This is a genomic window from Nonomuraea sp. B19D2 (assembly GCF_040137845.1).
Lineage (GTDB): Bacteria > Actinomycetota > Actinomycetes > Streptosporangiales > Streptosporangiaceae > Nonomuraea.
In genome coordinates this window covers 45,903-70,291 of record NZ_JBEFAK010000003.1, presented here as the reverse complement: position 1 = coordinate 70,291, position 24,389 = coordinate 45,903, and the positions used below count along the sequence as shown (strand labels likewise).

The following is a 24,389-nucleotide window of genomic DNA, read 5'->3' as shown; positions in this document are numbered from 1 at the left end:
GCTCAGCTTCCCCCGGTACAGGTCCAAGATGTCGATTCGGTAATACCGGTGTAGGTCCGCCTCGACGGCGGGGAAGTGCTCGCCCAGGACGCGGGCGAGCCATACTAGTTTCCCGTGCTACCCACACCGCAAGCGGCCGAAATCCCTTCCCAGAGCGCTACGGCATCCGAGAGCTTCCGGGGCTTAGCGGCCTTGAAAGCGTCGTACTGGTCGGCGCCTAGAACGAGCTTCAGGGCCTTTGTGAAGCGGCCCGCCTCTAGCTCGTCGAGGACATCGATATCCCAGTTAATCGGAGTCGGGACCGTGTACACGGTGCCGTCATAGTCAACCGCGACGTTCTCGCCGTTCGCGTCAGCAGCGGCGGCAGAAGCCTTAGCCATACGTGGAACTCCTTGCAACTGTGTTGGAATCTCAGAGATCACTCTCCGCAGTCGCCGGCGGTTTAGCCGCGGTTCAAAGAACCGCAGCTCAACGTGATGTGGTGCCTGGCCGGCCAGCGCGGAGAGTGACGGGAAGGGGATTGCTTAGGCGGCGCCGTCCATGTCGGCGGTCGTGACGATGTCCGCGAGGTTGCCCGCGTGGTCAAGGCTCTGGAACGTCATGTTGAGAATCGACGGATCGGTCTTGCCAAGGGATAGGCCGTCACGGTCGGAGATCATCGCCCGGGGAACGTAGAGGCCGTTAACGGTGTCGAGATCGCCCCACAGAATGAGGAACGCCTTTTCCCGTAGGGCGGGGTTAGACGGCAGACTCATCTTGGTAATCCCAGCAGTCGCCGCACCCCACGTGCCGCCAAAGAACAGTTCGGTGCTGTCCTTATCCCACTGGGCTAGAGCGAACTGGAAGTCGAGGCCAGCGCCGGTAACAGTAATCTTCGCGGGGGCGTTCGACTGCCAGACCGGGAATGCCGACGTGGTAAGCGTCGGGGTAAGGGTCACGCCATCCTCGGTCACGTAACCAAGATCGGTCCATCCGGAAATCGGCGTAGCGTCGTCAAACGCAGTCGCAACCGTGGTGGGGATAGTGGGCAGCGCGGTCTTGCTCGCAGCCATAAGTACGCGGCCGTTCGGCGCAAACTTAATGAAATCGGCATCAATCTTGGACAAGGGGCAAACTCCTCATATACATGTACAGGTCGAGGGACGTCACGAACCGGTGTTCGCGGCTGGTCTTATCGCTGATGTCCTGCGGCCCGAAATCGTTGTTGGCGTCGGCAACCGCTATGCCGTCATGGCTGAAGTTCGGGCCGTACGTCATAAGCACATGGCGCGCTCGCATCGCGTTATGAAGCGCCGTGTTCTTGGTCGCCCCGTAGGCGTGAACGTCGAGGCGTACGCGGTCGAGGCGGTTTCGTGTGACGTTGCTGATGTTGAGCAGGGACACGACGACACGAGCCGAACCGGCCTGGTGGCCGATGAGATCGCCCGACACGGGAACGCCCGTGATTTGGCTCCGCAGTAGCGCAACCGCTACCGCTATCGGGTCATAGATCATTCGATCCGCTTCCGCTCCAATGCCCTGCCCAAGGGGCGAAAATCTGGCGTGTCTTCCGTGCCAAACTCGACCTTGATTGCGTCCACGTCAGCGGACACATAGGCCACGGGTTCGCCAAAGGCGCCGATCTCGATCTCTTCGTGAATGCTGGCCGCGTACTCGTGAAGCGGATAGCGCTTAGGCGCGAGGTTGTACGCCTCTAGACCGATCTGCTTTGCCACGACGAGCAGTTCTTTCGCGACGCGTCTATCCCGCGTAAGTAGGGGAAGCTTGAATTCCCAGACATCGACATCTACGTCAGCCATCGACCCGCCGAATCGTTGCGAGCGTGTAGGAGTTGCGCCCCGTGATGACAGGCCAGATGAGCGAAACGCCGGACACCTCGTAGAGCTGGCCGCCGTAGCGCGCCCGATCGGACACGCGGATGTCGGCCTGTGAAGGCGTGTACACGCGGTAGGTCGTGATGCCGGTTTCCCGGTCCTGATCGAGGTCGGTAGCCAGCCCTTCACGGCTGCTGATGACCGGCTGCACACTCGCTCTCAAAGCCGTGTACACGGTTCGGGCATTCACCCAGTCCCGAACGTCCCCATAGGGGCCGGGAATTAGTGGCGCCCGTAGCACGGCGACGGAATCTCGATAGAGGCCCATAGCGGCCCCTAGGATCGCCGTAGAGACACGGAACCGGCCCTCTGGCGGAAACGGTTTAGGGAGCCCTTCGCGGACCGCGAGAGGGCGATAGAGCCGCTTCCAGGCTCATACGCGATTGCGTGATCCCCGAGCGTTTCGGAAGTCGCGCCGACTTCCTTCCCGAGAACACGCAACACCTCGTTGCAGACGACAGCCTTGACGTCAGCCGGAACCTTGTTGGTTCCGTGCGTGTACGTCACGACCACCTTTGAAGGGATCGGATCACCCGCGTACTTCTGCCAGCCATACCGGCGCCAAAGCGAGTTCCCTAGCACCTTGAATTCCATGACCGGCACGTCATCGATAGTCACACTGTAGACCTGGACTACCGGCCTTCCCGGTAGCTCTAGCTCGCGCTCGGCAAGCCCTTCAAGCTCGACCACATCATTCGTGTGAATGGTCCAGTCACGACCGCAGTAGGCCGTCACCAAACCCGACACGTCGGCAATCAACTCTGTGACTGCGTTCGACTCGTCGGGCGTCAGCGTGCGCCCAATCCTTGCCTCGATATCGGCAAGCTCGGCTAGCACTATGAAACCTCCGATAGGAGACAAGGGGCCGCCCCCATCGGGACGGCCCAAGCGTCACAACCAACTTGCAAATTTGAGCCAAAAAAAGAGGCTCGTTACGGAATGACCTTGCCCACTGCAATGTGCTCGGGCCGCATCACCTTTGCGCCATAAACGTGCAAGCCCCTCACCACGTCGGCGAAGAACTTCTCAGGGCGATACGTCTCAGTCTTGACGAGCTGATCCGCAAAAGTGGTAGCGATACGGTGACCGGCGATCAGATGCACATCAGTCGGAAGCGCGTTGGTCAGGTGAATACGGAAGCCAAGGAACTTGCCGACAACACCATTGGAAATCGGCTCGCTAGAACCGAACTTGCTGACATCGATGAACCGGTCATCGCGCAGAAGCTTGCCGTGCAGGGCGGGAGAGATGATCGCCCAACGGCCATCCTGCGGCGTGTTGGTCTGGTCGAGAGCGACCTTGACGTCAACGAACTGGCCGTAATACACGTCGGGCGCCACGGCAGGCGCCATGTCGAGGTCAATCAGGCGATTGCCGGTAGCGGCGGCAACGAGCTTGCCCGCCACGTACGAGTCGGCAGCCTCGGCAAGCTTCCGGCCCGCGCGCTGCGTACCCTCGTGCATGTGCTGGCCACCGATAAGCGACTGCACCTTAGCGATGTCGTCAACCTTGATACGGAAAGCCTTAGCCCGCTCAATCTCAAAGGTCCGCTTGTCGCCTAGAACGTCCTGCGGGTCACCCGTGAAACCGACCGTGGGATCGTAGTCCTCGACGGTCGGGTCAGTGACGGTCGGGATGCGAACACTGTCACCAGCATTCCGAATCTCGCCCTCATAGTCGCGGTTAACCACAAGGTCGGAGCCGACGACTAGGCCCGCGCGCATCTCAACCCAGATTCGCGAGGTCCAAACCTCGGGAATGAACCGAGCGTCGCGCTCGCCAACACCATCAAAAATAGGCAAAAGAACACCCTCCTAAGGGGTTACTTGATTCCAAGTAGGTCGTTGAGCTTGCCCGCTAGACGGGCTTCCTCGATCTCCTCGGGCGTCATGCGCTGGAGATCCGCGCGGGTAAGCTGCTGAGGCTTGTTCGCCTCACGGTTACCGGCGTTGTTGAGAACCGACTGATCGAACTCGGGCGCCGTCGAGGGCTTCGGCAGAGTGCCAATAAAGGCGTCAATGGCTTCGCCGTTGGGGTTGCCATCGGCGCCCATAAAGGCAGCCAGATTGATGTAAGAGGGATCGGGCAGAGTCACGCCCGCCTTAGCGGCACGCTTCTCTAGCTCGGCCGTGGCGAGCGTTCCGCCAACCTCGGCCAGGGTCGCGCTACGCGCCTCGGCCTTAGCCGCCTCGATCGCCTTTTCAGCCTCGGACATCTGAGACTGCTTAAGCTGCGCTAGCTCCCCCGAAAGGGTCTGCCACTTGTTTTCATGCTCCCGCGCGAAGTGCTTCCACTTGTCGCGGTCCGCGATGAGCGCCGCAACGTCTACGTTGTCGCCGGTTCCCGTGTCGGTTGCCGGGGGCGTAGTGACGTTCTGGTCGCCGTTGTTCTGGTCGTTCTCAGGCATGCGAAAAGGGCTCCATGTCGGAAAAAAGAAACCCCCATGTCGGGGGAGGGAAGTTAGGCCGCCTGTAGATAGGGGCCGTACTCGCCGTGATCAAGCACGGCAATCTGTGTACGCTCGGCGGCTTGCCGGTACGCCTCTTCGATCCGCCGATCTAGCGAGGCTTCCTCTTGACTGCCGTCGAGGTAGATAGGCTCAACCGTGCACCCGCACGCCGGATGGATCGGCAATAGATCGCCCCGCCGATAGGTGTTCGTCGAAGCGATCACGCAAAGGTCGCAATGGTTGGGCTTATCCGACAGAACCCGCTTATAGCCGATGACACGCCTGTCGGCTTCCATCACGGCGTTAGCAGTATTCCTGCCGGTAAGTTCTAGGTCCGTCTCGACGGCCCTCTGTAGCCGGTACGCCGTCAGATCGACGGCATCGGCTAGAGGCTTGTCGTTGGACATCTCGGTCCACGTCCAGACGAATGGACGCGTGTACACGTCTTGGAGGTCGGGGTTGCCGATCCTTCCGGGGATGCGATCGGTTCGCACCGTGGGGGAGGGTCGCCCCGTACGGATGCGCGACACCTGATCGAGGTAGCCGAGTGTTAGCCGTGCTTCCTGGAGCTGGCCGCCGCGAACGAGTCGCGATGCTTGGGGAGCGAATCGGGGGATGTCTTCCCGGTCCCACCGGCCCAGGCCCCGCCAGAGGGCGAGCACCGTACGGACGAGATTCGAGCGGAGCTGTAGCCGCGCCCGAGACTGCGCGCGGCGTGCCTGGGCGAGATCAGCGGATACCGACACCGGGCGCCTCAGCAATCGCCTTACGTGACTGTCCACTCTCCTCAGGCGTGTTCGCGTCGTCACCCTGGGCGTCCGCCGGCCGTTCCGCGGAACCGTTAAGCCCCAGGTCAGAGCGCATCTGGTCATCTAGCATGTCTTGCGCTAGAAGCGCCTCGAACCGCTCGATTTGCTGCGGCGTGTAACCAGCGTCTTCCCATAGCTGGCGCTTCGGTACGCCCAGCGTGTGAAGCTTCACCAGGGCGTCGATGTGCTCAGCCTCAGACCGGTATTCGGCGTCACGCCAAATCGTCTCGGCCTGGTAGGCGTGCTGGCGCTCGTCCTTCCGGACGGCGAACGCGAGCCGCATCACGTCTTCCCACGCTTCGCCGTACGTGCGTTGGCGCTGGCGTACCTTCGCGACTAGCCCCGCCTCGGCGCTCTTGATGTTGGCGCCGGACGGCGGCTGACCGGCCTGCATCAAGATCATGTGCATGGGTAGCCGGGACACAGAGGCCATGTGCTGAATCAGCGCCTCAATCAACCTGACGTAGTTCGCCAGGTCCACCACACCGAACTGACCAAACTTGGTATCCGGATCTTCCGAATGCAGCATCTTGTCGAGGGCGACCCTGAAAGGCGGCGGCTTAGGCTTGCCGTCTTCCCCCTCTTCTAGGGGCAAGCCGGTTGCCCACCTCATCGGAAAGGCGCCCATTTCTGAGGCAACGAGGGCGTCAATCATTACCTTGTTGATCGCGTCTTGGATCGGGATTGTCCGCGCAAGCTCGGAATGCGTCTTGCCGTTCAACCGGGGACGGTTCATGAGGGGAACCACCGGAACCCGATTCAGCGGGTTGTTAACCTCTGTTGGCGCATCCCAGTTATCGCGCCCCTGAGCGAAGGTCGTCATGTATGCCCGGTTGGGCGTCCACAACGTCGCGTGAACGTCGCCCCACTCGTCGAGCGTCCGCTTGAGTGCGGCCCGAATGAGGCGCCGCGAACCCGGAACGTACTCCACAACCATTTCATGAGAGTTCTCGGGGGTGATTACCGGCTGACCGTCCCTGTCGCCCCACACGGTAATGAACGCCTTGGACTGGACTAGAGCGTCCGTCGTGGCTGCATCGCTGTCAGCGTCAAGGCCGTTCCTCTGCCAGATCTCTTGCGCGTCCGCGTCCGCCTCGGGATCTTCCGTGAACCGGAATCCCTCGATCTGCATACGCTCGGCCACCGAATCGACGACTAGCGAACTGAAGTTGTCCGCCCAGTGCGACTCAAACATGCCGCCGAACGCTTCGCGGAACTTCTCTTGCGCAAACGCGAGCTTGTGGCGCCCCTCGTAATAGTCGTCATATCGCCGCGCCTCGGCCGACTGCACAGACAGCTTGCGCTCTAGATGCTGAACCCATTCGATCGGGGTTCTAGGCTGCGGGTCGATAAACGTCAAAGGGGAACCTCTCAGTAGCTCGTGGCGCGATACCGCCTCTTCTTCAGCCGTCCGTCTGCGATCGCATCCGCGCGCGCCTCGACGGCCAGAACGGCAGCCATGCACGCGTCAATGTGCTTCTTGGACTTCTTTGTGTCCTTGCGCAAGACGACGCCCGCGCGGACTTCGCGCGTTCGGGCGTTCATCACGTGACGGGTCAATGTCTTGTCGCCGACATGCGCGATTTGCTGAGTCTGGATGCCGGTACGGAACCGCTCGACTGCCGTTGCCATCGGTGTATCGCGGTGCGTCCAGAACTCGAATACATGCTTATCGCCGAACTCGATAGCCCAACGGCCCACGATGTCTTGCCAATAGGCAGGGTCGGCATAGACCCACTCGACGCGGTATTCGTCGAACGCCTTAGCCATTGCCGCATCTACGGCTAGTACATCGACTTCCCAGTCATCGCCCGTGTGGGGGTTCTCCCATACCGCGATGGGGAACACCAGGCCGTCAGACAGACGGCAACCCACGATCGCTGTAGCGTCGTACCGGATCGAGCCGTCAAACCCGATGGCGATTTGGTCGCCCGGCTTCGGCCTTTCGTCCGACTCGATCGCATCCCATGCCTCTTTCTCGATGGCCTGGTCTACGGTCGCCGTAGGCTGGTTGAGGAAGTACCTTCGCACCTCGTGTTCCTGCATGGTCTGTAGCTCGATGACCATGCGGTCGAGGTCCATCCATTCGGCAGCAGGGCCGTAGACGTACCTCAAGGCTTTCTTAAGCTCGGCCTTGTTCCGGATGGAAACGGGCGGCGCTTCGCGGTGGTCGATCAACAGGCCGGGATGCTCTAGAAGCCCCTCGGCAACCTTCAGATAGTCACTGTGCATTGCCTCGGCAATGCTGTCCTCACCAGGGGCGTACATCGTCGAGGTTTCCAACGCCCACGGTTGAGCCGCCTTGCGCTTCAGGAGGTTTCGCGAAACCGTCTTATGCATGCCGTGAAGCTCACGGGTCACATACAGGTGGGTCTCGTCGAACACGGCGAATGTCTCTTTCCCGCCGTCCTTACTCGCGCTCGACGCGGACGACGGAACAATCTCGCCGCCCCCGGGAAGATTGACCTTCGCTAGGTTGACATCAAGCCCCGGATGGGCATCGAAAACCGGCCCTTCCGAGAGCATGAAATGCACGTTGTCGTAGGTGTTACCGGCCTGCGTTTCTTCGGTGGCCAGGCACCGGATGTAGGGATACGTGGGCGGCATCCCTACGGGGTTGCCGTTCTCATCCCAGCCCGCGAAGCGCACTGGCCCTAGCGCCTCGGCGCACACGAGCATGCCCGCAAGCTCGGACTTGGCTCGTCCCTTAGGGCGACTCAGGAACGCCCGCGTGACGCGCCTACGGCCCTTCCTGTCGATCTCGTACGCGTCCACGATGAAGCGGCTGTATTCCCGATCCATGACGATCGGTTGGCCCTGCACGTCGCCAGGGCCGTGGACTAGGTAAGCCTCGATCCAATCAATGACTTGATAGCCGAGACTGAACTCAGGGGCCGTCCAACGCCCGTCAGGGGCGTACGGCACCCTGTCTCCTTAGTCGTCGTAAACCTGGTTAATGACCTCGATACGGTCAGCGGGAATCGTCACCGTGATGTAGGGGAAATCCTCGCCAGGCTTGAGTGAGGTAGCGATGTCCTGAACGGTGAACGGGAACGGATGCCCGTCGATCGTGAAACTAAAAAACCCGTCCGGAAGACGGGTCACATTGATCACGCTCGCTAGCTTCACTTCGGGCACTAGTCCTCCAGGCTCTTACGCCGGTCGGTAATGTCCTTCACGGGCGCAAGCCGGGGCTTGCTTTCCTTCGGCCCCGAGAGCTTCATACGGAGCCTTTGACGGTCCGCCACAGTCGCCCCTAGGCGTTCCTCGTTTAGCCGGATCTCGGCCAGCAGAGCCGTCTTAGGCTCCGCGTGGTACTGCTCGACGAGCGGCGCCAGCATCGCTAGGCGCATCCAATCGGTAGACGTGAATGCCGCCGCTTGCGGCGAGTCCTTCCAGGTGTCCCACCATTCGCGCGTAGCTGCGCTGTACTTCGCGTAGCCGCGAAGCTTCGGCGGTTCCACAAGAGGCGGGTTGTCGAGCGTGATGGAATCGACGGAATCGGCGTTCCTACGTACTCGACCTTCCTTCGGTGCTGGACCATTGCCAGCCACGCCCGCACCTCCTTTCACCGGACCTGATCTGTGACGTGTAGGCGGGCGCGTGTACACGCCTTAGCGGCCACGTCGGCTAGCAAGGCCGACGCGGGCGAACCCGCTTCGTTGCGGGAACGGGATTCGAACCCGTGAATAGAGGCTTATGAGGCCCCCGTGATCGGCCACTACACCATCCCGCTTTGCTCACGCTCCGCGCTGGCCGGCGGTTGCCTACATGGCATCGACCTGCGGTTTCTTGAACCGCGGCCGAACGGCCGGCGGCTACGGAGCGTGTAAGTTCCTGCCTCTGGCGGAGCCCTGTGCCTCGGACTGTCCGGGCGCCAGATAAGCCATGGGGAGCGTGCTACCGCTTACACCACACCGGGGATGAAAGCCCGGCGCCGGGATTCGAACCCGGACTACCCCCCTCGTTGGCGATCGAGGATTTGAACCAAGGACCCCCGGGGGAAACTCCCGGTGCTCTGCCAGACTGAGCTAATCGCCATTGCTCGGGATCGCCGGAATCTAACCGGCACCGCCCGCCCTGGTTGCGGCTGATAAGGCCGCCCCTTGGGGCCGGAATGCTGACTACACCCGATCCCTGAAGTCCCGCCAACCGGCTTATCAGGCCAGCGCCGAAACTTCTGTGCCGCCCTAGGGATTCGAACCCTAACCGTCCGGTTCCTAAGACCGGTGCCTCTGCCGTTGGGCTAGAGCGGCATGTGTCGGTGGCGGGATTTGAACCCGCATCTCCTCCCCTTGGAAGCGTGTTGCGCACTTACACCACACCGAAAACCCCTCGGGCCGTCGCCCTCGTGGCCGGGGCCGTCGCCCCCACGAGTTCAAAGCTATCGGGCAACCAACCGGCAAAAGCCGTTGTTACCCCGGAATCGTCGAGGCAAGCGCCGTCATCGCGGCGGCCCCAATGAATCGCGTATATGCCGGGGGGATCGCTTCCGCCAGCTCCCGACGTACGTCGGTCCAATCGATCCCCATGGCTTCCTGCCACTCGGCAACGCTTCCCTTGCCCCCGCCCTCGCCGTACACGGCGAAGTACGGGCCGACGTGCCATACGCCGTGCCGGAAGCCGGACACGCGCCCACGGTGCCTAGGGTGCGTCGGCTGGTCGAGGCGGAAGCCCTCGATCTCAAAGAAGCGATGCCGGATGACCGCCAGGCCGAACATCTCGCCACACAACCGCAGATCCATACGGATCGGAGCACCGGCCACGTTCTCCATCACCCACGGTCGCCCCGTGGCTAGAAGCGCTTCCCTGGTCGCCGGGATTAGCTGGGGATAGGAACGCCCTTGGTTCGTGCCCCATGTGAGGGGGCTCGACGCTTGGCACGGCGGGCTTGCATGGATTAGGTCGAACTCGTGCCCATGCTCGCGGATGAACTCGATTGCGTCGGCCTGGTGGAAGGCGAACGGATAGTTGGGCTGTGGGGCGATGTCTACGCCCGTCACGTGTAACCCTGCTAGCCCGTATCCCCAACCGGCGCCCCCGGCGCCGCAGTAGGTATCAAGTACGCGAAGGATGCGGATTTACCTCGTTTTTCGACACGCGAATCTAGCGGCAATCCCGCAGCTCACAATGCGTAACCGGCCCTCGAAGGGCCGTCAGATACCCCCGCCCCAGACCCGTACATCCTGCGAGGCCCAGCCCTCCACAGTTCTCAAATGAACTGAGTCATGGGGGTACCCCCGCCTCCTATGTGGGATCTGGCTACTCCGTGTACACGGCTTCGCTGTGAGCTAGCCATGCGTGGCTACAACCAACTTGCAAACTGTGTACACGCTTTGCTAGCTTCCTTCCTGTCAGCAGGAACGGCGCGAATGCGCCGCAAGGAGGGAAAGACTCATGGTTAACGGCACCGCGACCGAGCCTCAGAAGAACCTGATCCGGCTTCTCGCTACCGAGCGGGGGCTTGACCTTCAGACGATCGAGGCGGGCTTTGAGGACATGACTAAGGCGATCGCTAGCGACTTCATCAAGTTCCTTAAGGGGATCACGGCCACTAGCCCGGCGCAGCGGGTTCAGATCGTCGAGGCCGGGTTCTACAAGCTCGACAAGAAGTACTTCGAGGTTCGGGAGTCCAAGGCTGGACGGCTGTACGCCGTCGAGATCTTCAAGAACAAGTACGGCAAGGTGGTGGCCGAATTCGCCCCCGGCGTCGTCCGGCTGCTGAAGCCGGAGAACCTTCTTACCCTCGACGAGGCTAAGGCGTTCGGCAAGGAAACGGGATCGTGCTGCATCTGCCGCAGGGAACTCACGAAGCAAGACAGCATTGACGCGGGCATCGGCCCCGTGTGCGCTGCGCGCTTCTAGGATCGCTTCTAAGCCCCCGCTACGGCGGGGGCTTTCCTGTGTCTAGGGTCGAACGTGTAGGGCCGTCTACGGCCCGCGTAGGCGTTCTCTGTGGGTCTTAGCGAGATGGCATCGGGCGCACATGGCGCCCAGATTCGACGGGTCGTGATTGTCGCCCGGTTCGATGTGATCAACCTCGCTAGCGTCTTCACCACATTCGTAACAGCGGTAGCGATCTCGCCGAAGGATTCGGCGACGGATCGTAGACCAGTTGCTAGGGAGTCGGGAGATGTCTTGCCTCGTGTGTCCGGCCCATGGGCCGGGATCGTGTTCGGCACACTTACCCCTAGCTGTGACTGTCTGACGGCATCCTGCCGTCGAACAGATTTGCTTTGCTCTGGGCATGGAACCTCGCGCGCCCGGTGGGCGCGTTCCTAGCGAACATGGTTGTTATGTGAGCTAGCTAGGTAGTTATAGACAGTTGCGATCGGGTCCGTTTGGACTACCCCGATCGCCTATTGGTTAGCTAGCTGCCTGGGGGCAGCATGCCTATTAGGCTGCCCCCCTTAGTCCCCCCCAAGGGGGTTTCCTATCCCTATATAGGTGTCCGGGGAGCCGATTCACCGACACTCCCTCGATGTGATCTGTATCACACGGACAGTTTGCAAGTTGGCTGCAAGTTGGTTGTTCCGCTACGTTGCTTCGCATGGCAACACTCGCGGTCCCCGCCGGGGACCTTTCTAAGGCGTTGAGCAACGCCGAAGCTTGGCTTCCCGCCAAGTCTCCGGTTCCCGTTGCCCTGGTGTGCGTACGTGGCCTGATGCTTGAGATCACCGTGACGGACACCTACACGGCAGCCGTTGCCACGTGCGTGGCCGAGGTTCGTTCGGGTGGAAACCTCGCCGCCGTCGAGATCACACGGGAAGACCTGATTACGCTCGCGAAGCGCGCCCGCCAGGATGGCACGCGCAAGACGCTTAGCCGGATCACGGTCGAGTCGGGTAAGGGCGTCATCCTTCACGGGGCCGTTGACGAGAACAACCCCGAGACGGCAACCGCTCTGGCCGTAGGCGGGGACTTCCGCCCCGAATGGGCCATGCTGAACGACCTTTTCGCCATCGCCGAGAAGCACGAGCCGTGGCTGATGATTCAGCCCCAGTACATGACCCTCTTTAACAAGGTCCGGCCCGACGTGGCCGGGCGTGGGGCTCACCTGGTGGCCGTTCCGGAGATCGGCCCCGTTCCTGAAGTCGGCGCCGTGTTCGGCAAGGTCGGCAAGTACTTCCGGGCGCTCGTGATGACGATCGATGAGGAGCGCAACGAGGCTGCACTAGGTGAAGGCGGTTTGTGGTGAACGTCGGCAACTTCTACATGACTAAGCACGCTGCCGGTCGCGCTCTCGACATGCTGGTGACCGTCGAGGAAATCCGGACGGCCCTCGTTCGCCCTGAGGTCGTTTATGGGCAGTCGAACTACGGTGACCGGTGCTCGATCCGGCAGGCTGGCCGGATCGCCCTGGCGCTGAAGGGCGACATGGTGATGAGCGTTCTCTACCGGAAGACGGAGCAGTGGTCGCGTGACGACATCGCTATGGCCATTCGCGACGCAATGGAGGCTGCGTGAGCCTTCCCCCCGATGTGGTCGAGGCGATCCGGGCACAAGCCCGCAGGGATCACAAGCCGGACGCCGACAGATGGATGTCGATACTCGCCACGGCTCGCACCGTGACACGGGACCAACGGCAGCAAGCTAAGGCCGCATAGAAAAGGCCCCCCGGGAGAACCGGGGGGCTTTCTGTTTAGGCGGGGATGATCGTGATTGAGTCGAGGGGGATCGTGTGCTTCCGCCAGTACCCGCCCTTAGGTAGCGGATGGATGATGATCGACTTCACGTAGCGGCCTAGGATGTGACGCCGATGCCCCAGGTATTCGGGATCATCACTGCGCCAGACGTCTAGAACGTCATCCTTCCCGAGAAGCGTGGTTTGCTGATCGGCTACGGCCTGCGCTTGTTGCGCCCGTAGCTCGTCGATGCCTTCCCTGATGTCGGTCATGAGTATTCCGGCGTCCACCATCGGGATATGCCCTTGCATGGCAGCCTCACGGAGTTCCTTAAGTCGGGCTTCCATCTCGCCGATACGCTGCTTTAGCGCCTCGACGTCGGGGGATTCACCCTGCTCGGACATCTCACCGTCTTCCGCGAGGATGCGTTCCGCTACGTACTCGCCTATGACCGATTCGAGCCATTCCATGTTGCGGGTAAGACTTCCGCATCCACCGCGTTGTTTCGAGACGCACGCGAACCTGTGTACACGCTTCGGCCCGCGCCGTACCAGCATCACGGCGCCGCATTGGAAGCACCGCACGAACCCGCTTAGAAGGTGTCGCCGCACCTGGTCTATGGGTGTGCGAGGTTCCTTGTACCCCTTGCGCCGTCCGGCCCCTAGGCGGGGCTGGATTGCCCACCACGTATCAGGATCGAGCACGGCGGGCCACGTGCCTTCGCCGACTACTTCGCCGTTGTACCCGACTAGGCCCGCGAGACGTGGCGACGAGAGCAGGGTTGCGACGCTGCTGTCTACCCACCGGCCCCCGGTCGCGGTGCTAAACCCTTCCTTGTTCCATCGGCGCGTGATCCCGCCTTTGGTTCCCCCAGACAGGAGCCAGTCAGCAGCCCACCCGATCCACCTCACTGCCTCGGGGTCGAGCACTTCCATGTAGCCGATGCCCTTACGGGGGTCGGGCTTTAGCCATCCCTTCATGTGCTGGCCGCCCGGACGCTTGCCTTGCTCGCGGTTCTGCTGAAGGGTGCGGAGAACTCTCTCCTGTGTCTCCTCCGCTTCGGCGGCGTCCTTCGCAGCGAAGAAGCGGCCCATCATGCGGCCTTGAGCTGTCGTGAGGTCTACCGTGCCCGCCGTCACAGTGAACAGCCGGACGCCGGTCTGTTCGACTAGCTGAATGATGATCTCGAATTCGAGCGGTCGGCGAGTCAGACGGGATGAGCTGTAGTAGATGATCGCGTTGATGCGCCCGGCTCGCACGTCGGCTAGAAGCCGGTCGAACTCTGGACGACGCTTCCGGCTACGGGTAGATGCCGAGATGTCGTTATCGACGTACGTGTCTGCGATCGTCGCGCCGATGCGGGCGGCTAGCGCCCGTCCGTCTTCCTGCTGGCGGGTCACGCCCAGCTCTCTACCTTCGCGGTCGTTCGAGATACGGGCGTAGAGTCCTGCGATGAGGGCTCCGTCTGGTGGAGATGCCGGTGTGGCGTTAGTCACTTTCCTACCTTTAAGTGTGTCATGTGGCAGTTTATACAGGTGAGCACACCGGCACCCACTTCGACGCCCCCGTCCACTGGATCACCGGCCGCGACGGCCAGGACGTCTCCCAGGTGCCCGCGCGCAGCCTCATCGCGCCCGCCGTCGTGCTCGACTTCTCCGCCGAGTCGGCCAAGGACCCCGACTTCCTGCTCCAGATCGACCACGTCAAGGAGTGGGAGCGCGCCAACGGGCCGCTGCCCGACGGCGGCTGGCTGCTCTACCGCACCGGCTGGGACACCAGGGCCGGCGACCAGGCCACCTTCCTGAACGCCGACGAGACCGGCCCTCACACGCCCGGCATCTCGGTGGAGTGCGCCTCGTGGCTGGCCTCCGCCACGCCCATCGCCGGCGTCGGCGTCGAGACCGTCGGCACCGACGCGGGCGCCGCGCACTCCTTCGACCCGGCCTTCCCGTGCCACTCCTACCTGCTGGGGGCGGGCAAGTACGGCCTCACCCAGCTGCGCAACCTCGATCGGCTGCCCGTGACCGGTGCCGTCGTGGTCGCGCCGCCGCTGCCCATCGTGGGCGGCTCCGGCAGCCCCGTACGCGTGCTGGCCCTGGTGGAGCGTTGATCGTCGCGGAGGCCGTGGGCCGCGCCCTGGCCGCCTGCGGCGTCGGGACCGCCTTCGGGGTGGTCGGCAGCGGCAACTTCCACGTCACCAACGCCCTCGTGGCCGGGGGCGTGCGCTTCGTCGCCGCCCGCCACGAGGGCGGGGCCGCCACCATGGCCGACGCGTACGCGCGCATGAGCGGCCGGGCGGGGGTCGTGTCGGTGCACCAGGGGCCCGGGCTCACGAACGCCCTGACCGGCCTCACCGAGGCCGCCAAGAGCCGCACGCCGCTGATCGTGCTCGCCGGAGAGGCCACCGAGGTCCAGTCCAACTTCCACATCGACCAGTCCGCGCTGGCCACGGCGGTGGGAGCGGTGCCGATGCGGGTCGCCTCGCCGGGGGAGGCGGTGTCGCGGGCGGCGGAGGCGTACCAGGTGGCCGTGGCGGAGCGGCGCACGGTCCTGCTGAACCTTCCCCTCGACGTCCAGGCCGCCCCCTTCGACGGTCCCATCGACGTGCCGGCGGCCGCCCTGACCTCGGCCGTGACCTCGGCTGTGATCTCGGCTGTGACCTCGGCCGCGCCTTCGGCGGGCGAGGTGGCGGAGCTGGCGCGGCTGCTCGGTGCGGCCCGGCGGCCGGTGTTCGTCGCCGGGCGCGGTGCCCGGCACGCGCGGCGTGAGCTGGAGGAGCTCGCCGAGGTGGCGGGCGCCCTGCTCGCCACCTCGGCGGTCGCGAAGGGCCTGTTCCGCGGCAGCCCGTGGGACCTCGACGTGAGCGGCGGCTTCGCGACGCCCCTGGCCGCCGAGCTCATCCGCGACGCCGACCTGGTCGTCGCGTGGGGCTGCGCCCTGAACATGTGGACCACGCGCCACGGCACGCTGATCCAGCCGGGCGCCAAGGTGGTCAAGGTGGATCTCGACCCGGCGGCCTTCAAGGCTCATGTGCCCGCCGACCTGGGCGTGGCGGGCGAGGTGGCCGCCGTCGCCAGGGCGCTGGCCGCCCGGCTCGGCCCGCGGCAGGGGTACCGGTCGGACGAGATCGCGCGGCGCGTCCGGGCCGAGGGGCGGTGGCGGGACGTGCCGTACGAGGACGAGAGCGGCGGCGGGCGGATCGACCCCAGGACGCTCACCATCGGGCTGGACGACCTCCTGCCGCGGGAGCGCATCATCGCCGTCGATTCCGGAAATTTCATGGGATATCCGTCGATGTTCATTGATGTCCCGGATGAGGGTGGGTTCTGCTTCACGCAGGCGTTCCAGTCGATCGGGCTGGGACTGGCGACGGCGATCGGCGCCGCGCTGGCCCGGCCGGACCGGCTGCCGGTGGCCGCGCTCGGCGACGGCGGCGCCCTCATGGGCAGCGCGGAGCTGGAGACCGTCGTCCGGCTCGGCCTGCCGATGGTGGTCGTGGTGTACGACGACGCGGCGTACGGGGCGGAAGTCCACCATTTCCGGCCACACGGGCACCCGCTCGGCACGGTCACGTTCCCGCCCGCCGACTTCGCCGCCATCGCCCGGGGCCACGGCTTCGCCGCCGTGACGGTCACCGGGCCGTCCGGCCTGGCGGGCGTGGCCGAATGGCTGGACGGGCCGCGCGACCGGCCGCTCATGGTGCACGCCAAGGTCGCGGGGGAGCACGGCTCCTGGTGGCTCGAGGAGGCCTTCAAGGGCCACTGACTTTCCGGGCGGCAGAGCGTACGCCGGGCGCGACGACCGGACTCAGGCGGATCCTGGGGCGGGCGGGTCAGAGCTTGCGGTAGGTGCGGGCCTCCTCGGCCGCCTCCAGCACGTCGGAGAGCGGCACGCCCGCGGCCGCCGCCACCGCCGCCGCGATGGCCCCCTCCACGAACGGCACGTCCGCCACCACCACCCTCCCGTCCTCCTCCAGCAGGCGGGCGGTCAGCACCGAGCTGCCCAGGTCGGGGATGAGCACCACCCCGTCCCCCTGGTCGACGCTGCGCAGCGCCGCCTCGATCAGGTCCACGCTCGTGCCCAGCCCGCCGTCCGCGGTGCCGCCGGCGGCCGCCACCGGCGTGCCGGCGCCGGCGATCCCGCGGGCCAGCGCCGCCGCCTCGGCCGCCAGCCCCGCACTGTGCGCCACGAGCACCAAGCCCACCATCACAAGCCTCCAGCCGCGACGGCGGCCGCCATCAGGAAGTCCATCACGCCACCACGGCGGCAAGGGCCGCCATGAACAGCGCGGCCGACGCCGCACCCGGATCCTCGTGCCCGATGCTGCGCTCGCCCAGGTAGCTGGCCCGTCCCTTGCGCGCCTGCATCGGGATCGTGGCCTTCGCCCCTTCCTCGGCCGCCCTGGCCGCCTGCTCGAACCCCTCCCGCACGCCCACCCCGTCACGTACGGCCAGGGCAAGTGCCCGCGAGGCCGGGGCCAGCGCGTCCACCATGGTCTTGTCGCCCAGCGCGGCCTTGCCCAGCCGTTCGAGCGCCACGACGCCGTCCTCGAACGCCGCCGCGAACCCGGCCAGCGTCACCGGCGACTCCAGCGACCTGGCCATCTGCCGGAACACCGATCCGTACAGCGGCCCTGAGGCGCCCCCGACGCGGCGGATCAGCGTCGCGCCCGCCGTGGCCAGCACCTGCCCCGGCGTCTCCGGCGGCGAGCCGGCCAGCGCCGCGCGGACCTCGGTGAGGCCGCGGTCGAGGTTGGTGCCGTGGTCGGCGTCGCCGATCGCCGCGTCCAGCCGGGTGAGCCGGTCGCGGTCCCTGTGCACCAGCCTGGCCGCCTCCTCGAACCAGGCCACGAACACCTCCGCGTCCATCAGCGCCCCCAGCGCAGCCCCGGCGTCTCGACCGGCGCGTCCCATAGGCGGGTCAGCGTGTCGTCGAGCAGGCAGATCGACACGGAGAAGCCCTGCATGTCCAGGCTCGTCACGTAGTTGCCCACCAGGGAGCGCGACACCCGGGCCCCCTTGCCCTTGATGAACGCCGCCACCTCGGCGAAGACGACGTACAGCTCCATGAGGGGGGTCGAGCCCATGCCGTTCACCATGACCAGCAGGTCGCCGCGGAGCGGCAGATCGCCGTGGACCGCCTCCATGGCGGTCGCGGCCAGCTCGCGCGCCGAGGCCATCGGCACGCGGGCCCGGCCAGGCTCGCCGTGGATGCCGATGCCCAGCTCCACGTCCGTCTCCGGCAGGTCGAACGTCGGCTTGCCCGCGTGCGGCGTCGTGCACGACGTCAGCGCGATGCCGAACGACCTGCTGCGCTCGTCGACCTCGCCCGCCACCAGCGCGACCTGGGCCAGCGGCGCGCCCTGCTCGGCCAGCGCGCCCGCCATCTTCTCCACGAACACCGTCGCCCCGGTGCCGCGGCGGCCCGCCGTGTAGAGGGAGTCCTGGACGGCCACGTCGTCGTCGACCAGCACGCTCACCACCTCGACGTCCTCGACCAGTTCGGCGGCCATCTCGAAGTTCAGCACGTCGCCGGTGTAGTTCTTGACGATGTGCAGGACGCCCGCGCCGCCGTCGACCGCCCTGGTCGCGTCGATGATCTGGTCGGGGACCGGCGAGGTGAAGATCTCACCGGGGCAGGCGGCGTCGAGCATGCCGTACCCGACGAAACCGGCGTGCAGCGGCTCGTGCCCCGAGCCCCCGCCCGAGACCAGGCCGACCTTCCCGGCCCGCGGGCCCTCGGCCCGGTAGACCACCCGGTCGCGGATCCGCAGCGAGGGGTGGGCCGCGGCCATGCCGTTCAGTGCGTCCTCAACGACGGAGTCGGCCGTGTTGATGAGCTTCTTCATCAGGTATTTTGGGGCTTTCAGCCCGGCGAGAAAGCCCTTCCCTCCTTTCGCGTGGTATAGGCGTACCCATCCGCTCGTTGTAGGAGACGGAAGTATCGATGGGGAATGCCTTGGACGGTCCCGTCGACGGTGGTGATGTTGAGGTAGCCGGTGGCGCGGACAGCAACGCGGCCAGTGTAGGTGCCTGATTTCTTGCCGGTGGGCACGACGGCTCGGGCAAGGTCTCCGGTTTGGAAGCCGAAGTGCTGTTTCCGGCGGGGAAGGCGCAGGCGGGGGAAACCGTGTTTGTCGGTGCGTGTGCGAGCGTGGGTGCCGCGTCCGGTGCATTCGGCGACCAGCACCCGGGACACGGTTTCGGTGATGGTGTCGAGCTTGCCCACCGCCAGGGCGTCGAGGGTATGGCTCTTAGGCAAGTGGTTGCGGGTGCGGTTCCACTTCGTCCGCCCGCCGGAGGCCACGTGGGTGGGCAAGCGGGCGTCGACTTCCCGCCACAGTGTCCAGCGGGTGGACTGGACGGCTGCTGCGTCTCGGAGCGGGGCCTTGGCCTGTGCGAGGATCGTGGCCAGCAGTTTCGGCTTGCTGGCGAGGAAGTCTTCAACCGGCCGGTTGCTCTTGGCCTGGTTGCAGGGCACGCAAGCAATGGTCAGGTTGGAGACGCGATCGGATCCTCCCCTGCCGCGGGGGTGAATGTGGTCGATGTTCAATGGCATCCCCGCTGCGCCGCAGTAGGCACACCGCCGCCCCCATTTGGCCAGCAGGTACTCGCGCACCTCTGTTCCGTGCAACGTGCCGTGCTGGTACTCAACCCCCTCCAACGGCTTGCCTGCGGTAAGGGCGTGGGTGTCGAAGGCGACCCGCTCCAGGTGCACCGCCCGCACCGGGGCCCAGCGGGTGAGCCGGTCGATCCACGTGACGGTGGTGGCTACCCGGTGTCGCAGCGACGGCGGTAGCCAGCCTGAGGGTCGGGTGCGGTTGAAGAAGCGGGGCTTGCGGTAGCGCAGGTTCCGGGTGCGGCGGCCATGCCGGTAGGCGGCCCGCTGCTGCATCTTCTTGCGGATCGTGGCGCCGCGGTAGTCGAGCCGGATGCTGTACCGGGCACGGCGCTCTCCCGCCTGGGCGGTGAACATGGCGATGCCAGTGTGCTGGGAGCCGGGGTCAATGCCCAGCTCTACGCCGTCGACCTCTGAGGTATCGATGGTGCGGTCCTTGAGACGGATGACGAACGGCGTGTGCCGGTGAACAACTGCACGTCCCTTCGTGAGCAGCGTGCGCGCCCTGGCTGGGGTGCAGGGCTGCAGCGGACGACCGTTCTTGTCGAGCACGAACACGTAGGGTTGGGACTCACGTCCCTTCTCCCGAACCAGGTGGTCCGGGGTGACGCCCCTGGCAGCAGGTGAACTGCCGGGAGTCTCACCTCGCACATGTCCCGCGCCCGGTGCCATTAGGCCTTCGAGCCCCGTTTCGTCCCTGATCCTGGGGTTGTCTGCTGACTCGAATTCGAGAGCGCGCTGCTGGTGAGGCACAGCGCGGTCGGTCTTCTGTCGTACGCGGAACGTAGCCAACGTTGGTCACCTCCTCAATGATCGTTGGCTGGTGCTGGTAACACATGGGGGCCAGCCCCGGCTATTTGGTCTGAAGCCCCCACCGCCGGACGGGGATCCGGTTACGGTCAGAAGATCTGCCCAACTCCCGAAACGACAAGCGTCGTCACGCGAATCGAGTGGATGCCTCCTCCTTTTACGGAGGGTGACGATCAGGCTACCCCTCCTTGAGGCTGTCGGATGGAACATTTGAGCGATACGTAGCAAGGTCTGGGGCGTGGTAAGCCTTCCTATCGCCGTCAGACCAGCTCGGAAGGGCTGCTACCTTCTGCACATGGCTGAGATCGTGTACCCGCCGGTGGTCGCCGCCGCGCGGACCCTGTTTCGCGTGCTCGACGTCCGATTCCACCTGGAAGGGACGGAGCACGTGCCGCGGACTGGGGGAGCGGTGCTGGTGAGCAACCACATCAGCTACCTCGACTTCATCTTCGCCGGGTTCGCCGCATTGCCCTCTCGCCGGCTGGTGCGCTTCATGGCCAAGCAGGACGTGTTCGACCACCGGATCTCGGGGCCGCTGATGCGCGGCATGCACCACATCCCCGTCGACCGCGGGGCGGGTGCGGGCTCGTACGCCACGGCTCTGCGCATGCTCAAGGCGGGGGAGGTCGTGGGCGTCTTCGCGGAGGCGACCATCAGCCGCTCCTTCACCGTCAAGGAGATCAAGAACGGCGCCATCCGCATGGCCCAGGCCACGAACACGCCCGTCATCCCGGTCGCGCTGTGGGGCAGCCAGCGCCTGTGGACCAAGGGCCGGCCGCGCAAGCTCACGCAACGGCACATCCCGCTCACCATCCTGGTGGGGGAGCCCATGCACCCCAAGCGCGGCGAGAACGTCAACGACCACACGGCCGACCTGCACACCCGGCTGTCGGAGCTGGTGGACCGGGCGCAGCGCACGTACCCGGAGGTGCCGCCGGGCGTCTGGTGGCAGCCCGCCCACCTGGGCGGCACCGCGCCCACGCCGGAGGAGGCGGCGGCCATGGACGCGGCAGAGGCCGAGGCCCGGGCCAAGCAGGAGTGATCCGCCTCGGCCCGCACCGCGGAGTCACTGTGACGGGTGCGGGGTTCGGAGCACCCCGCACCCACCGAGATCGTCCGTGAGACAGGCGTAGTTGACCTGGGTGACGTGGCCCATCGCAGGCGCCTGGAGTGGAGTGGGGACTTGGCTCGGATTTGAACTCCTCTCCACCGGTTAACAGTGGAGATTCTTCCCGTCACCCTCAAGTGCGGGGGTTCGCGCTTCACCGACCCGGGTAACCCCGAGTCTCCACGCGCTGTCACCGCCGTTCCGGCGGCCTAGCTGTACCGACAAGGACACGATCTCCCGAGGGGCTTGGCTATCGCCTTCCCGTTCGATCACCCGAACCATACCCAAAGTGACCGAAGGAATGCAAGAAGTTACGGCCAAAGGCACGCTCGCGCCCCAGGGGGCACTCACGCGCGGGCCTTCACCTCCCGCCCTCAAGGCGGGAGCATGTACGGGGCGGCCATGTCCATCCTGTCCATCAAGTGGACCAAGAGCTGCTGATCCGCCTGATCAGCTGCATCCCAGCAGCTGCACCGCACCCAAACAAAAGGGGCGCTTCCGTCACGGAAGTGCCCTTTTTGTCGACGAGCCTTGAATGCTGACCCCTCTCGCTTCTACGGGGCTGTCTACGGCAGAGCCAACCCCGTCGGCCCTGACTGGTGTGCTGGTTGCACGCCGCGCACCACGAGATCAACTATCCGCACTCATACCGCTGTCGTCTGCAGCGTCTGGCACGAACAGACTCAACCTGTAGGTCGTGGGCTGCACCAAACGCCCGCAGAGCATGTCCACTCGAAGCATCGACTGGTCGGTTACCTGATGCTCGGCCCGCAGGCGGTGCATGTAGCCCCGCAATGCTGCTTCGTCCTGGGTCGCGAAGATCACTACCCAGTGCCCCGACGCGCCGCCAAAGGGTGCTGCAGCGCGCTGACGGCTCGCCTCTTGCTGCCGTTTCCTCTTCCTCTGCCCTGGCACGCAGCCCAGCATGGCGACCTGAGCCGACAGCCTGCAAGGGGAAGATCGGCCCGCCCGGTCAGATGGCCGCCTGGTAGGCGCTGGCGCGCATGCCCGCCAATAACCCCGCCGTCTGCTCAGGCGTGTAGCGGCGCACCGGGTCGTGGTGGAGCAGCCCCTCGATCAGCGGCCGCATCACCCCGGCCCGCCGGGGCGGTGGGTAGGGGCCGCTGCGCGCCATGCCGAGCACCGTCGCCGCGTCCTGCCCGGGGTAGGGCGGCTGGCCCTCGACGGCGCTGTAGAGGGTGGCGCCGAAGGACCACATGTCGGCCTCCTTGCTGGCCGGCCCCCCGTGCAGGCGCTCGGGCGCCATGAAGGCGGGGGTGCCCCGCAGCCGCCGGGACGTCGTCATCCGGATGTCGCCCTCGGCGGTCGCTATGCCGAAGTCGGTGAGCACCACCCGGTCGCCGGTCAGCATGACGTTGGCGGGCTTCACGTCGCGATGGAGCACCCCGGCCTTGTGCGCGGTGCGCAGCGCGGCGAGCAGGTGCTGGCCGATCGCGGCCACCGACTGCGCGGGCAATGTGCCGACCTGGGAGAGCAACTGGTGCAACGAGAGCCCGTCGAGATACTCCATCACGATCCAGAGCTTGCCGCCCTCCTCGATCAGGTCGTGCACCGTGACGATGTTCGGGTGCGTCAGGCCGGCAGCCATCCTTGCCTCACGCAGCACCCGGCGGCGCACCATCTCGGCCTCACCGGCCAAGGTCAGCTCCTTAAGCGCCACCGTACGGTGGAGGAGCTGATCGAACGCACGCCAGACGACGCCCATACCCCCACGACCGGCCTCCTCGTTCAGGAGGTACCGTCCGCCGATCTTCCGCATACCATCCCCTCATGCTCGGGGATAATCATGTCACTTCAGCACAGGCCGTAGGGTGCCTAACGTGATCCGGATATGTCGGAAAGTGCGGGAGTGCTGGTCAACGGCCTAGAAATTCGATCAGACAAAGCGCGCCACACCAGTCCGACACCCACCAAACATACTCCAGTAGCGCCCGCGAGGACGGCGCCAAGCCCCGCGAACTCGGCCACGACGCCCCCCAGAGCCGCCCCGAGCGGCATCCCGGCCATGCCGACGAGGCGGTATGCCGAATTGACCCGCCCCAGCAGCTCGGCCGGGATCAGCCGCTGCCGCGTCGAGATCACCAGGACGTTGCCCGCCGCGCCCACCACGCCCCACAGGACGGCGGTCGGGTAGAGCGTCCACGGTGACGGCACGATCACCGGGACCAGGAGCAGCAGGCTGCTGGTCAGCCACGAGCCCACCAGGGTGCGGGCCTCGCCGAAGATCGCCGAGGCCCGCCCCGACAGCAGGGACCCGAACACCGCCCCTACGGCGAAGGCCGTCATCATCAGGCCGTACTCGCGGGGTTCCAGCCCGATGCGCGATTCCTCGCCGACGGCCCAGAGGACGAAGACGGCGAAGTAGGCGGCGTTGGCGAGGTTGAGCATTCCGGCGGTGACGGCCAGGCTCCGCAGCACCCGGTGCGACCAGAGGTAACGCAGTGCCTCGCCGATGTCCCGGCGCAGCGGTCCCTTCTCCGCCGCGGCATGCGGCAGGCGGTACGTGCCGCGCATGCCCAGCAGCAGCAGGCCCGCGGCGCCGTACAGGAGGGCCGGGGCGCCGAAGAGCGCGGCGGGGAGCGCCACCACGAGCACGCCCGCCAGTGGGGCGCCGACGAAGTCGTTGCCGATCATCTGGGCGGTGGAGACGCGGCCGTTCGCCCTGGTGAGGTGGTCCTGGGGCACGGTCATGGGCAGGATCGACTGGGCGGAGGTGTCGGCGAAGACCTCGGCCACGCCGGCCATGAGCACGGCCGCCAGCAGCACCCAAAGGTCGAGCAGGCCGAGCAGCGCCAGCAGGCCGACCAGGGACAGGATCGCCGCGCGGGCGGCGTTGGCCAGGACCATGACGCGGCGGCGGTCGGCCCGGTCGGCGATCGCCCCCGCGTGCAGCGCGAACAGCAGCCACGGCGCCGTCGCGGCGGCACCCACCAGCGACACCAGGGTGGGGGAGCGGGTCATGGACACGGCCAGCAGCGGCGCGCCGACCTTCAGCACGCCGTCGGCCAGGTTCGACAGTGCGGTGGATGACCAGAGAAAACCGAACGAACGCCCCACGGCTGCACTCCGATAGTG

General features: G+C 65.4%; 28 protein-coding genes and 4 tRNA genes. 6 read left to right on the top strand and 26 right to left on the bottom strand.

Annotated features, from left to right (window positions below):
* Nucleotides 1–104 precede the first annotated feature (104 nt).
* The 18 genes from ABN273_RS06845 to ABN273_RS06760 all read right to left on the bottom strand — a co-directional run bounded on the left by ABN273_RS06845 (nt 105) and on the right by ABN273_RS06760 (nt 9,910).
* Nucleotides 105–380, bottom strand: coding sequence for a hypothetical protein (locus ABN273_RS06845; protein ID WP_349447787.1), 276 nt, complete (start codon nt 378–380; stop codon nt 105–107).
* Between the two features lie 144 nt (nt 381–524).
* Nucleotides 525–1,106 (bottom strand): phage tail tube protein, encoded by a 582-nt coding sequence (locus ABN273_RS06840; protein WP_349447786.1) that lies wholly within the window; start codon nt 1,104–1,106, stop codon nt 525–527.
* Nucleotides 1,093–1,494: a hypothetical protein gene (locus ABN273_RS06835; protein WP_349447785.1), complete on the bottom strand. Its 402-nt coding sequence runs from the start codon at nt 1,492–1,494 to the stop codon at nt 1,093–1,095. Before ABN273_RS06835 ends, ABN273_RS06840 begins: the two co-directional genes overlap by 14 nt.
* Nucleotides 1,491–1,799 carry a hypothetical protein gene (locus tag ABN273_RS06830; RefSeq protein WP_349447784.1) on the bottom strand — a complete coding sequence of 103 codons (309 nt, stop codon included), beginning with the start codon at nt 1,797–1,799 and terminating at the stop codon, nt 1,491–1,493. The genes ABN273_RS06835 and ABN273_RS06830 overlap by 4 nt, the downstream gene beginning before the upstream one ends.
* A complete protein-coding gene (locus ABN273_RS06825; RefSeq protein WP_502910957.1) occupies nt 1,792–2,025 on the bottom strand; it encodes a head-tail adaptor protein in 234 nt (77 codons plus the stop codon). The genes ABN273_RS06830 and ABN273_RS06825 overlap by 8 nt, the downstream gene beginning before the upstream one ends.
* Before the next feature lie 125 nt (nt 2,026–2,150).
* Nucleotides 2,151–2,711, bottom strand: a complete 561-nt coding sequence (locus ABN273_RS06820) for a head-tail connector protein (RefSeq protein WP_349447782.1) — start codon at nt 2,709–2,711, stop codon at nt 2,151–2,153.
* Nucleotides 2,712–2,806: 95 nt separating this feature from the next.
* Complete coding sequence (locus ABN273_RS06815; protein WP_349447781.1) at nt 2,807–3,676, bottom strand: phage major capsid protein; 870 nt, start codon at nt 3,674–3,676, stop codon at nt 2,807–2,809.
* 20 nt (nt 3,677–3,696) lie between these two features.
* The gene (locus tag ABN273_RS06810) at nt 3,697–4,281 is read right to left on the bottom strand and encodes a hypothetical protein (RefSeq protein ID WP_349447780.1); all 585 of its coding nucleotides are present in this window, start codon (nt 4,279–4,281) and stop codon (nt 3,697–3,699) included.
* Nucleotides 4,282–4,334: 53 nt separating this feature from the next.
* Nucleotides 4,335–4,730: a hypothetical protein gene (locus ABN273_RS06805; RefSeq protein ID WP_349447779.1), complete on the bottom strand. Its 396-nt coding sequence runs from the start codon at nt 4,728–4,730 to the stop codon at nt 4,335–4,337.
* Between the two features lie 322 nt (nt 4,731–5,052).
* Nucleotides 5,053–6,492, bottom strand: coding sequence for a phage portal protein (locus tag ABN273_RS06800; RefSeq protein WP_349447778.1), 1,440 nt, complete (start codon nt 6,490–6,492; stop codon nt 5,053–5,055).
* 11 nt (nt 6,493–6,503) lie between these two features.
* The gene (locus ABN273_RS06795; RefSeq protein WP_349447777.1) at nt 6,504–8,057 is read right to left on the bottom strand and encodes a terminase large subunit domain-containing protein; all 1,554 of its coding nucleotides are present in this window, start codon (nt 8,055–8,057) and stop codon (nt 6,504–6,506) included.
* A 9-nt stretch (nt 8,058–8,066) separates the two neighbouring features.
* Nucleotides 8,067–8,270, bottom strand: a complete 204-nt coding sequence (locus ABN273_RS06790) for a hypothetical protein (RefSeq protein ID WP_349447776.1) — start codon at nt 8,268–8,270, stop codon at nt 8,067–8,069.
* Nucleotides 8,270–8,686, bottom strand: coding sequence for a phage terminase small subunit (locus ABN273_RS06785; protein WP_349447775.1), 417 nt, complete (start codon nt 8,684–8,686; stop codon nt 8,270–8,272). The genes ABN273_RS06790 and ABN273_RS06785 overlap by 1 nt, the downstream gene beginning before the upstream one ends.
* A gap of 108 nt (nt 8,687–8,794) precedes the next feature.
* Nucleotides 8,795–8,868: transfer RNA gene (locus tag ABN273_RS06780), tRNA-Met, on the bottom strand.
* A 231-nt stretch (nt 8,869–9,099) separates the two neighbouring features.
* Nucleotides 9,100–9,173, bottom strand: a tRNA-Lys gene (locus tag ABN273_RS06775).
* Nucleotides 9,174–9,315: 142 nt separating this feature from the next.
* Nucleotides 9,316–9,388, bottom strand: a tRNA-Leu gene (locus ABN273_RS06770).
* A 3-nt stretch (nt 9,389–9,391) separates the two neighbouring features.
* A tRNA-OTHER gene (locus ABN273_RS06765) sits at nt 9,392–9,460 on the bottom strand.
* 87 nt (nt 9,461–9,547) lie between these two features.
* Entirely contained in the window at nt 9,548–9,910 is a 363-nt protein-coding gene (locus ABN273_RS06760) for a hypothetical protein (protein WP_349447774.1), read from the bottom strand.
* 619 nt (nt 9,911–10,529) lie between these two features.
* Here ABN273_RS06760 and ABN273_RS06755 point away from each other — a divergent pair.
* Nucleotides 10,530–10,997, top strand: a complete 468-nt coding sequence (locus ABN273_RS06755; protein WP_349447773.1) for a DUF6011 domain-containing protein — start codon at nt 10,530–10,532, stop codon at nt 10,995–10,997.
* A gap of 66 nt (nt 10,998–11,063) precedes the next feature.
* Here ABN273_RS06755 and ABN273_RS59415 read toward each other — a convergent pair whose 3' ends face one another.
* Nucleotides 11,064–11,381, bottom strand: a complete 318-nt coding sequence (locus ABN273_RS59415) for an HNH endonuclease (protein ID WP_502910955.1) — start codon at nt 11,379–11,381, stop codon at nt 11,064–11,066.
* 301 nt (nt 11,382–11,682) lie between these two features.
* Between ABN273_RS59415 and ABN273_RS06750 the strand changes: the two genes are divergently transcribed.
* A complete protein-coding gene (locus tag ABN273_RS06750) occupies nt 11,683–12,330 on the top strand; it encodes a hypothetical protein (RefSeq protein ID WP_349447772.1) in 648 nt (215 codons plus the stop codon).
* Complete coding sequence (locus tag ABN273_RS06745) at nt 12,327–12,599, top strand: hypothetical protein (RefSeq protein ID WP_349447771.1); 273 nt, start codon at nt 12,327–12,329, stop codon at nt 12,597–12,599. Before ABN273_RS06750 ends, ABN273_RS06745 begins: the two co-directional genes overlap by 4 nt.
* A 175-nt stretch (nt 12,600–12,774) precedes the next feature.
* Here the strand turns inward: ABN273_RS06745 and ABN273_RS06740 are convergent, their stop codons facing one another.
* Nucleotides 12,775–14,253 carry a recombinase family protein gene (locus tag ABN273_RS06740; RefSeq protein WP_349447770.1) on the bottom strand — a complete coding sequence of 493 codons (1,479 nt, stop codon included), beginning with the start codon at nt 14,251–14,253 and terminating at the stop codon, nt 12,775–12,777.
* Between the two features lie 23 nt (nt 14,254–14,276).
* Between ABN273_RS06740 and ABN273_RS06735 the strand changes: the two genes are divergently transcribed.
* On the top strand, nt 14,277–14,867 hold the full coding sequence (locus ABN273_RS06735) for a cyclase family protein (RefSeq protein ID WP_349447769.1): 591 nt from the start codon (nt 14,277–14,279) through the stop codon (nt 14,865–14,867).
* A complete protein-coding gene (locus ABN273_RS06730; RefSeq protein ID WP_349447768.1) occupies nt 14,864–16,522 on the top strand; it encodes a thiamine pyrophosphate-binding protein in 1,659 nt (552 codons plus the stop codon). The genes ABN273_RS06735 and ABN273_RS06730 overlap by 4 nt, the downstream gene beginning before the upstream one ends.
* A 67-nt stretch (nt 16,523–16,589) precedes the next feature.
* On the opposite strand, the gene ABN273_RS06725 is transcribed toward ABN273_RS06730, so the two are convergent.
* The 4 genes from ABN273_RS06725 to iscB are packed head-to-tail and all read right to left on the bottom strand — an operon-like array spanning nt 16,590 to nt 19,933.
* Nucleotides 16,590–16,964 carry a PTS-dependent dihydroxyacetone kinase phosphotransferase subunit DhaM gene (locus ABN273_RS06725; RefSeq protein ID WP_349447767.1) on the bottom strand — a complete coding sequence of 125 codons (375 nt, stop codon included), beginning with the start codon at nt 16,962–16,964 and terminating at the stop codon, nt 16,590–16,592.
* A 43-nt stretch (nt 16,965–17,007) separates the two neighbouring features.
* Nucleotides 17,008–17,625: a dihydroxyacetone kinase subunit DhaL gene (dhaL, locus tag ABN273_RS06720; protein ID WP_349447766.1), complete on the bottom strand. Its 618-nt coding sequence runs from the start codon at nt 17,623–17,625 to the stop codon at nt 17,008–17,010.
* Nucleotides 17,625–18,605 (bottom strand): dihydroxyacetone kinase subunit DhaK, encoded by a 981-nt coding sequence (gene dhaK, locus ABN273_RS06715; RefSeq protein WP_349447765.1) that lies wholly within the window; start codon nt 18,603–18,605, stop codon nt 17,625–17,627. The genes dhaL and dhaK overlap by 1 nt, the downstream gene beginning before the upstream one ends.
* Before the next feature lie 17 nt (nt 18,606–18,622).
* Entirely contained in the window at nt 18,623–19,933 is a 1,311-nt protein-coding gene (gene iscB, locus ABN273_RS06710) for an RNA-guided endonuclease IscB (RefSeq protein ID WP_349447764.1), read from the bottom strand.
* A 547-nt stretch (nt 19,934–20,480) separates the two neighbouring features.
* Between iscB and ABN273_RS06705 the strand changes: the two genes are divergently transcribed.
* Entirely contained in the window at nt 20,481–21,227 is a 747-nt protein-coding gene (locus ABN273_RS06705; protein ID WP_349447763.1) for a lysophospholipid acyltransferase family protein, read from the top strand.
* Nucleotides 21,228–22,266: 1,039 nt separating this feature from the next.
* On the opposite strand, the gene ABN273_RS06700 is transcribed toward ABN273_RS06705, so the two are convergent.
* Nucleotides 22,267–23,073 carry a serine/threonine-protein kinase gene (locus ABN273_RS06700; protein WP_349447762.1) on the bottom strand — a complete coding sequence of 269 codons (807 nt, stop codon included), beginning with the start codon at nt 23,071–23,073 and terminating at the stop codon, nt 22,267–22,269.
* Between the two features lie 56 nt (nt 23,074–23,129).
* The gene (locus ABN273_RS06695) at nt 23,130–24,371 is read right to left on the bottom strand and encodes an MFS transporter (protein WP_349447761.1); all 1,242 of its coding nucleotides are present in this window, start codon (nt 24,369–24,371) and stop codon (nt 23,130–23,132) included.
* Nucleotides 24,372–24,389 lie beyond the last annotated feature (18 nt).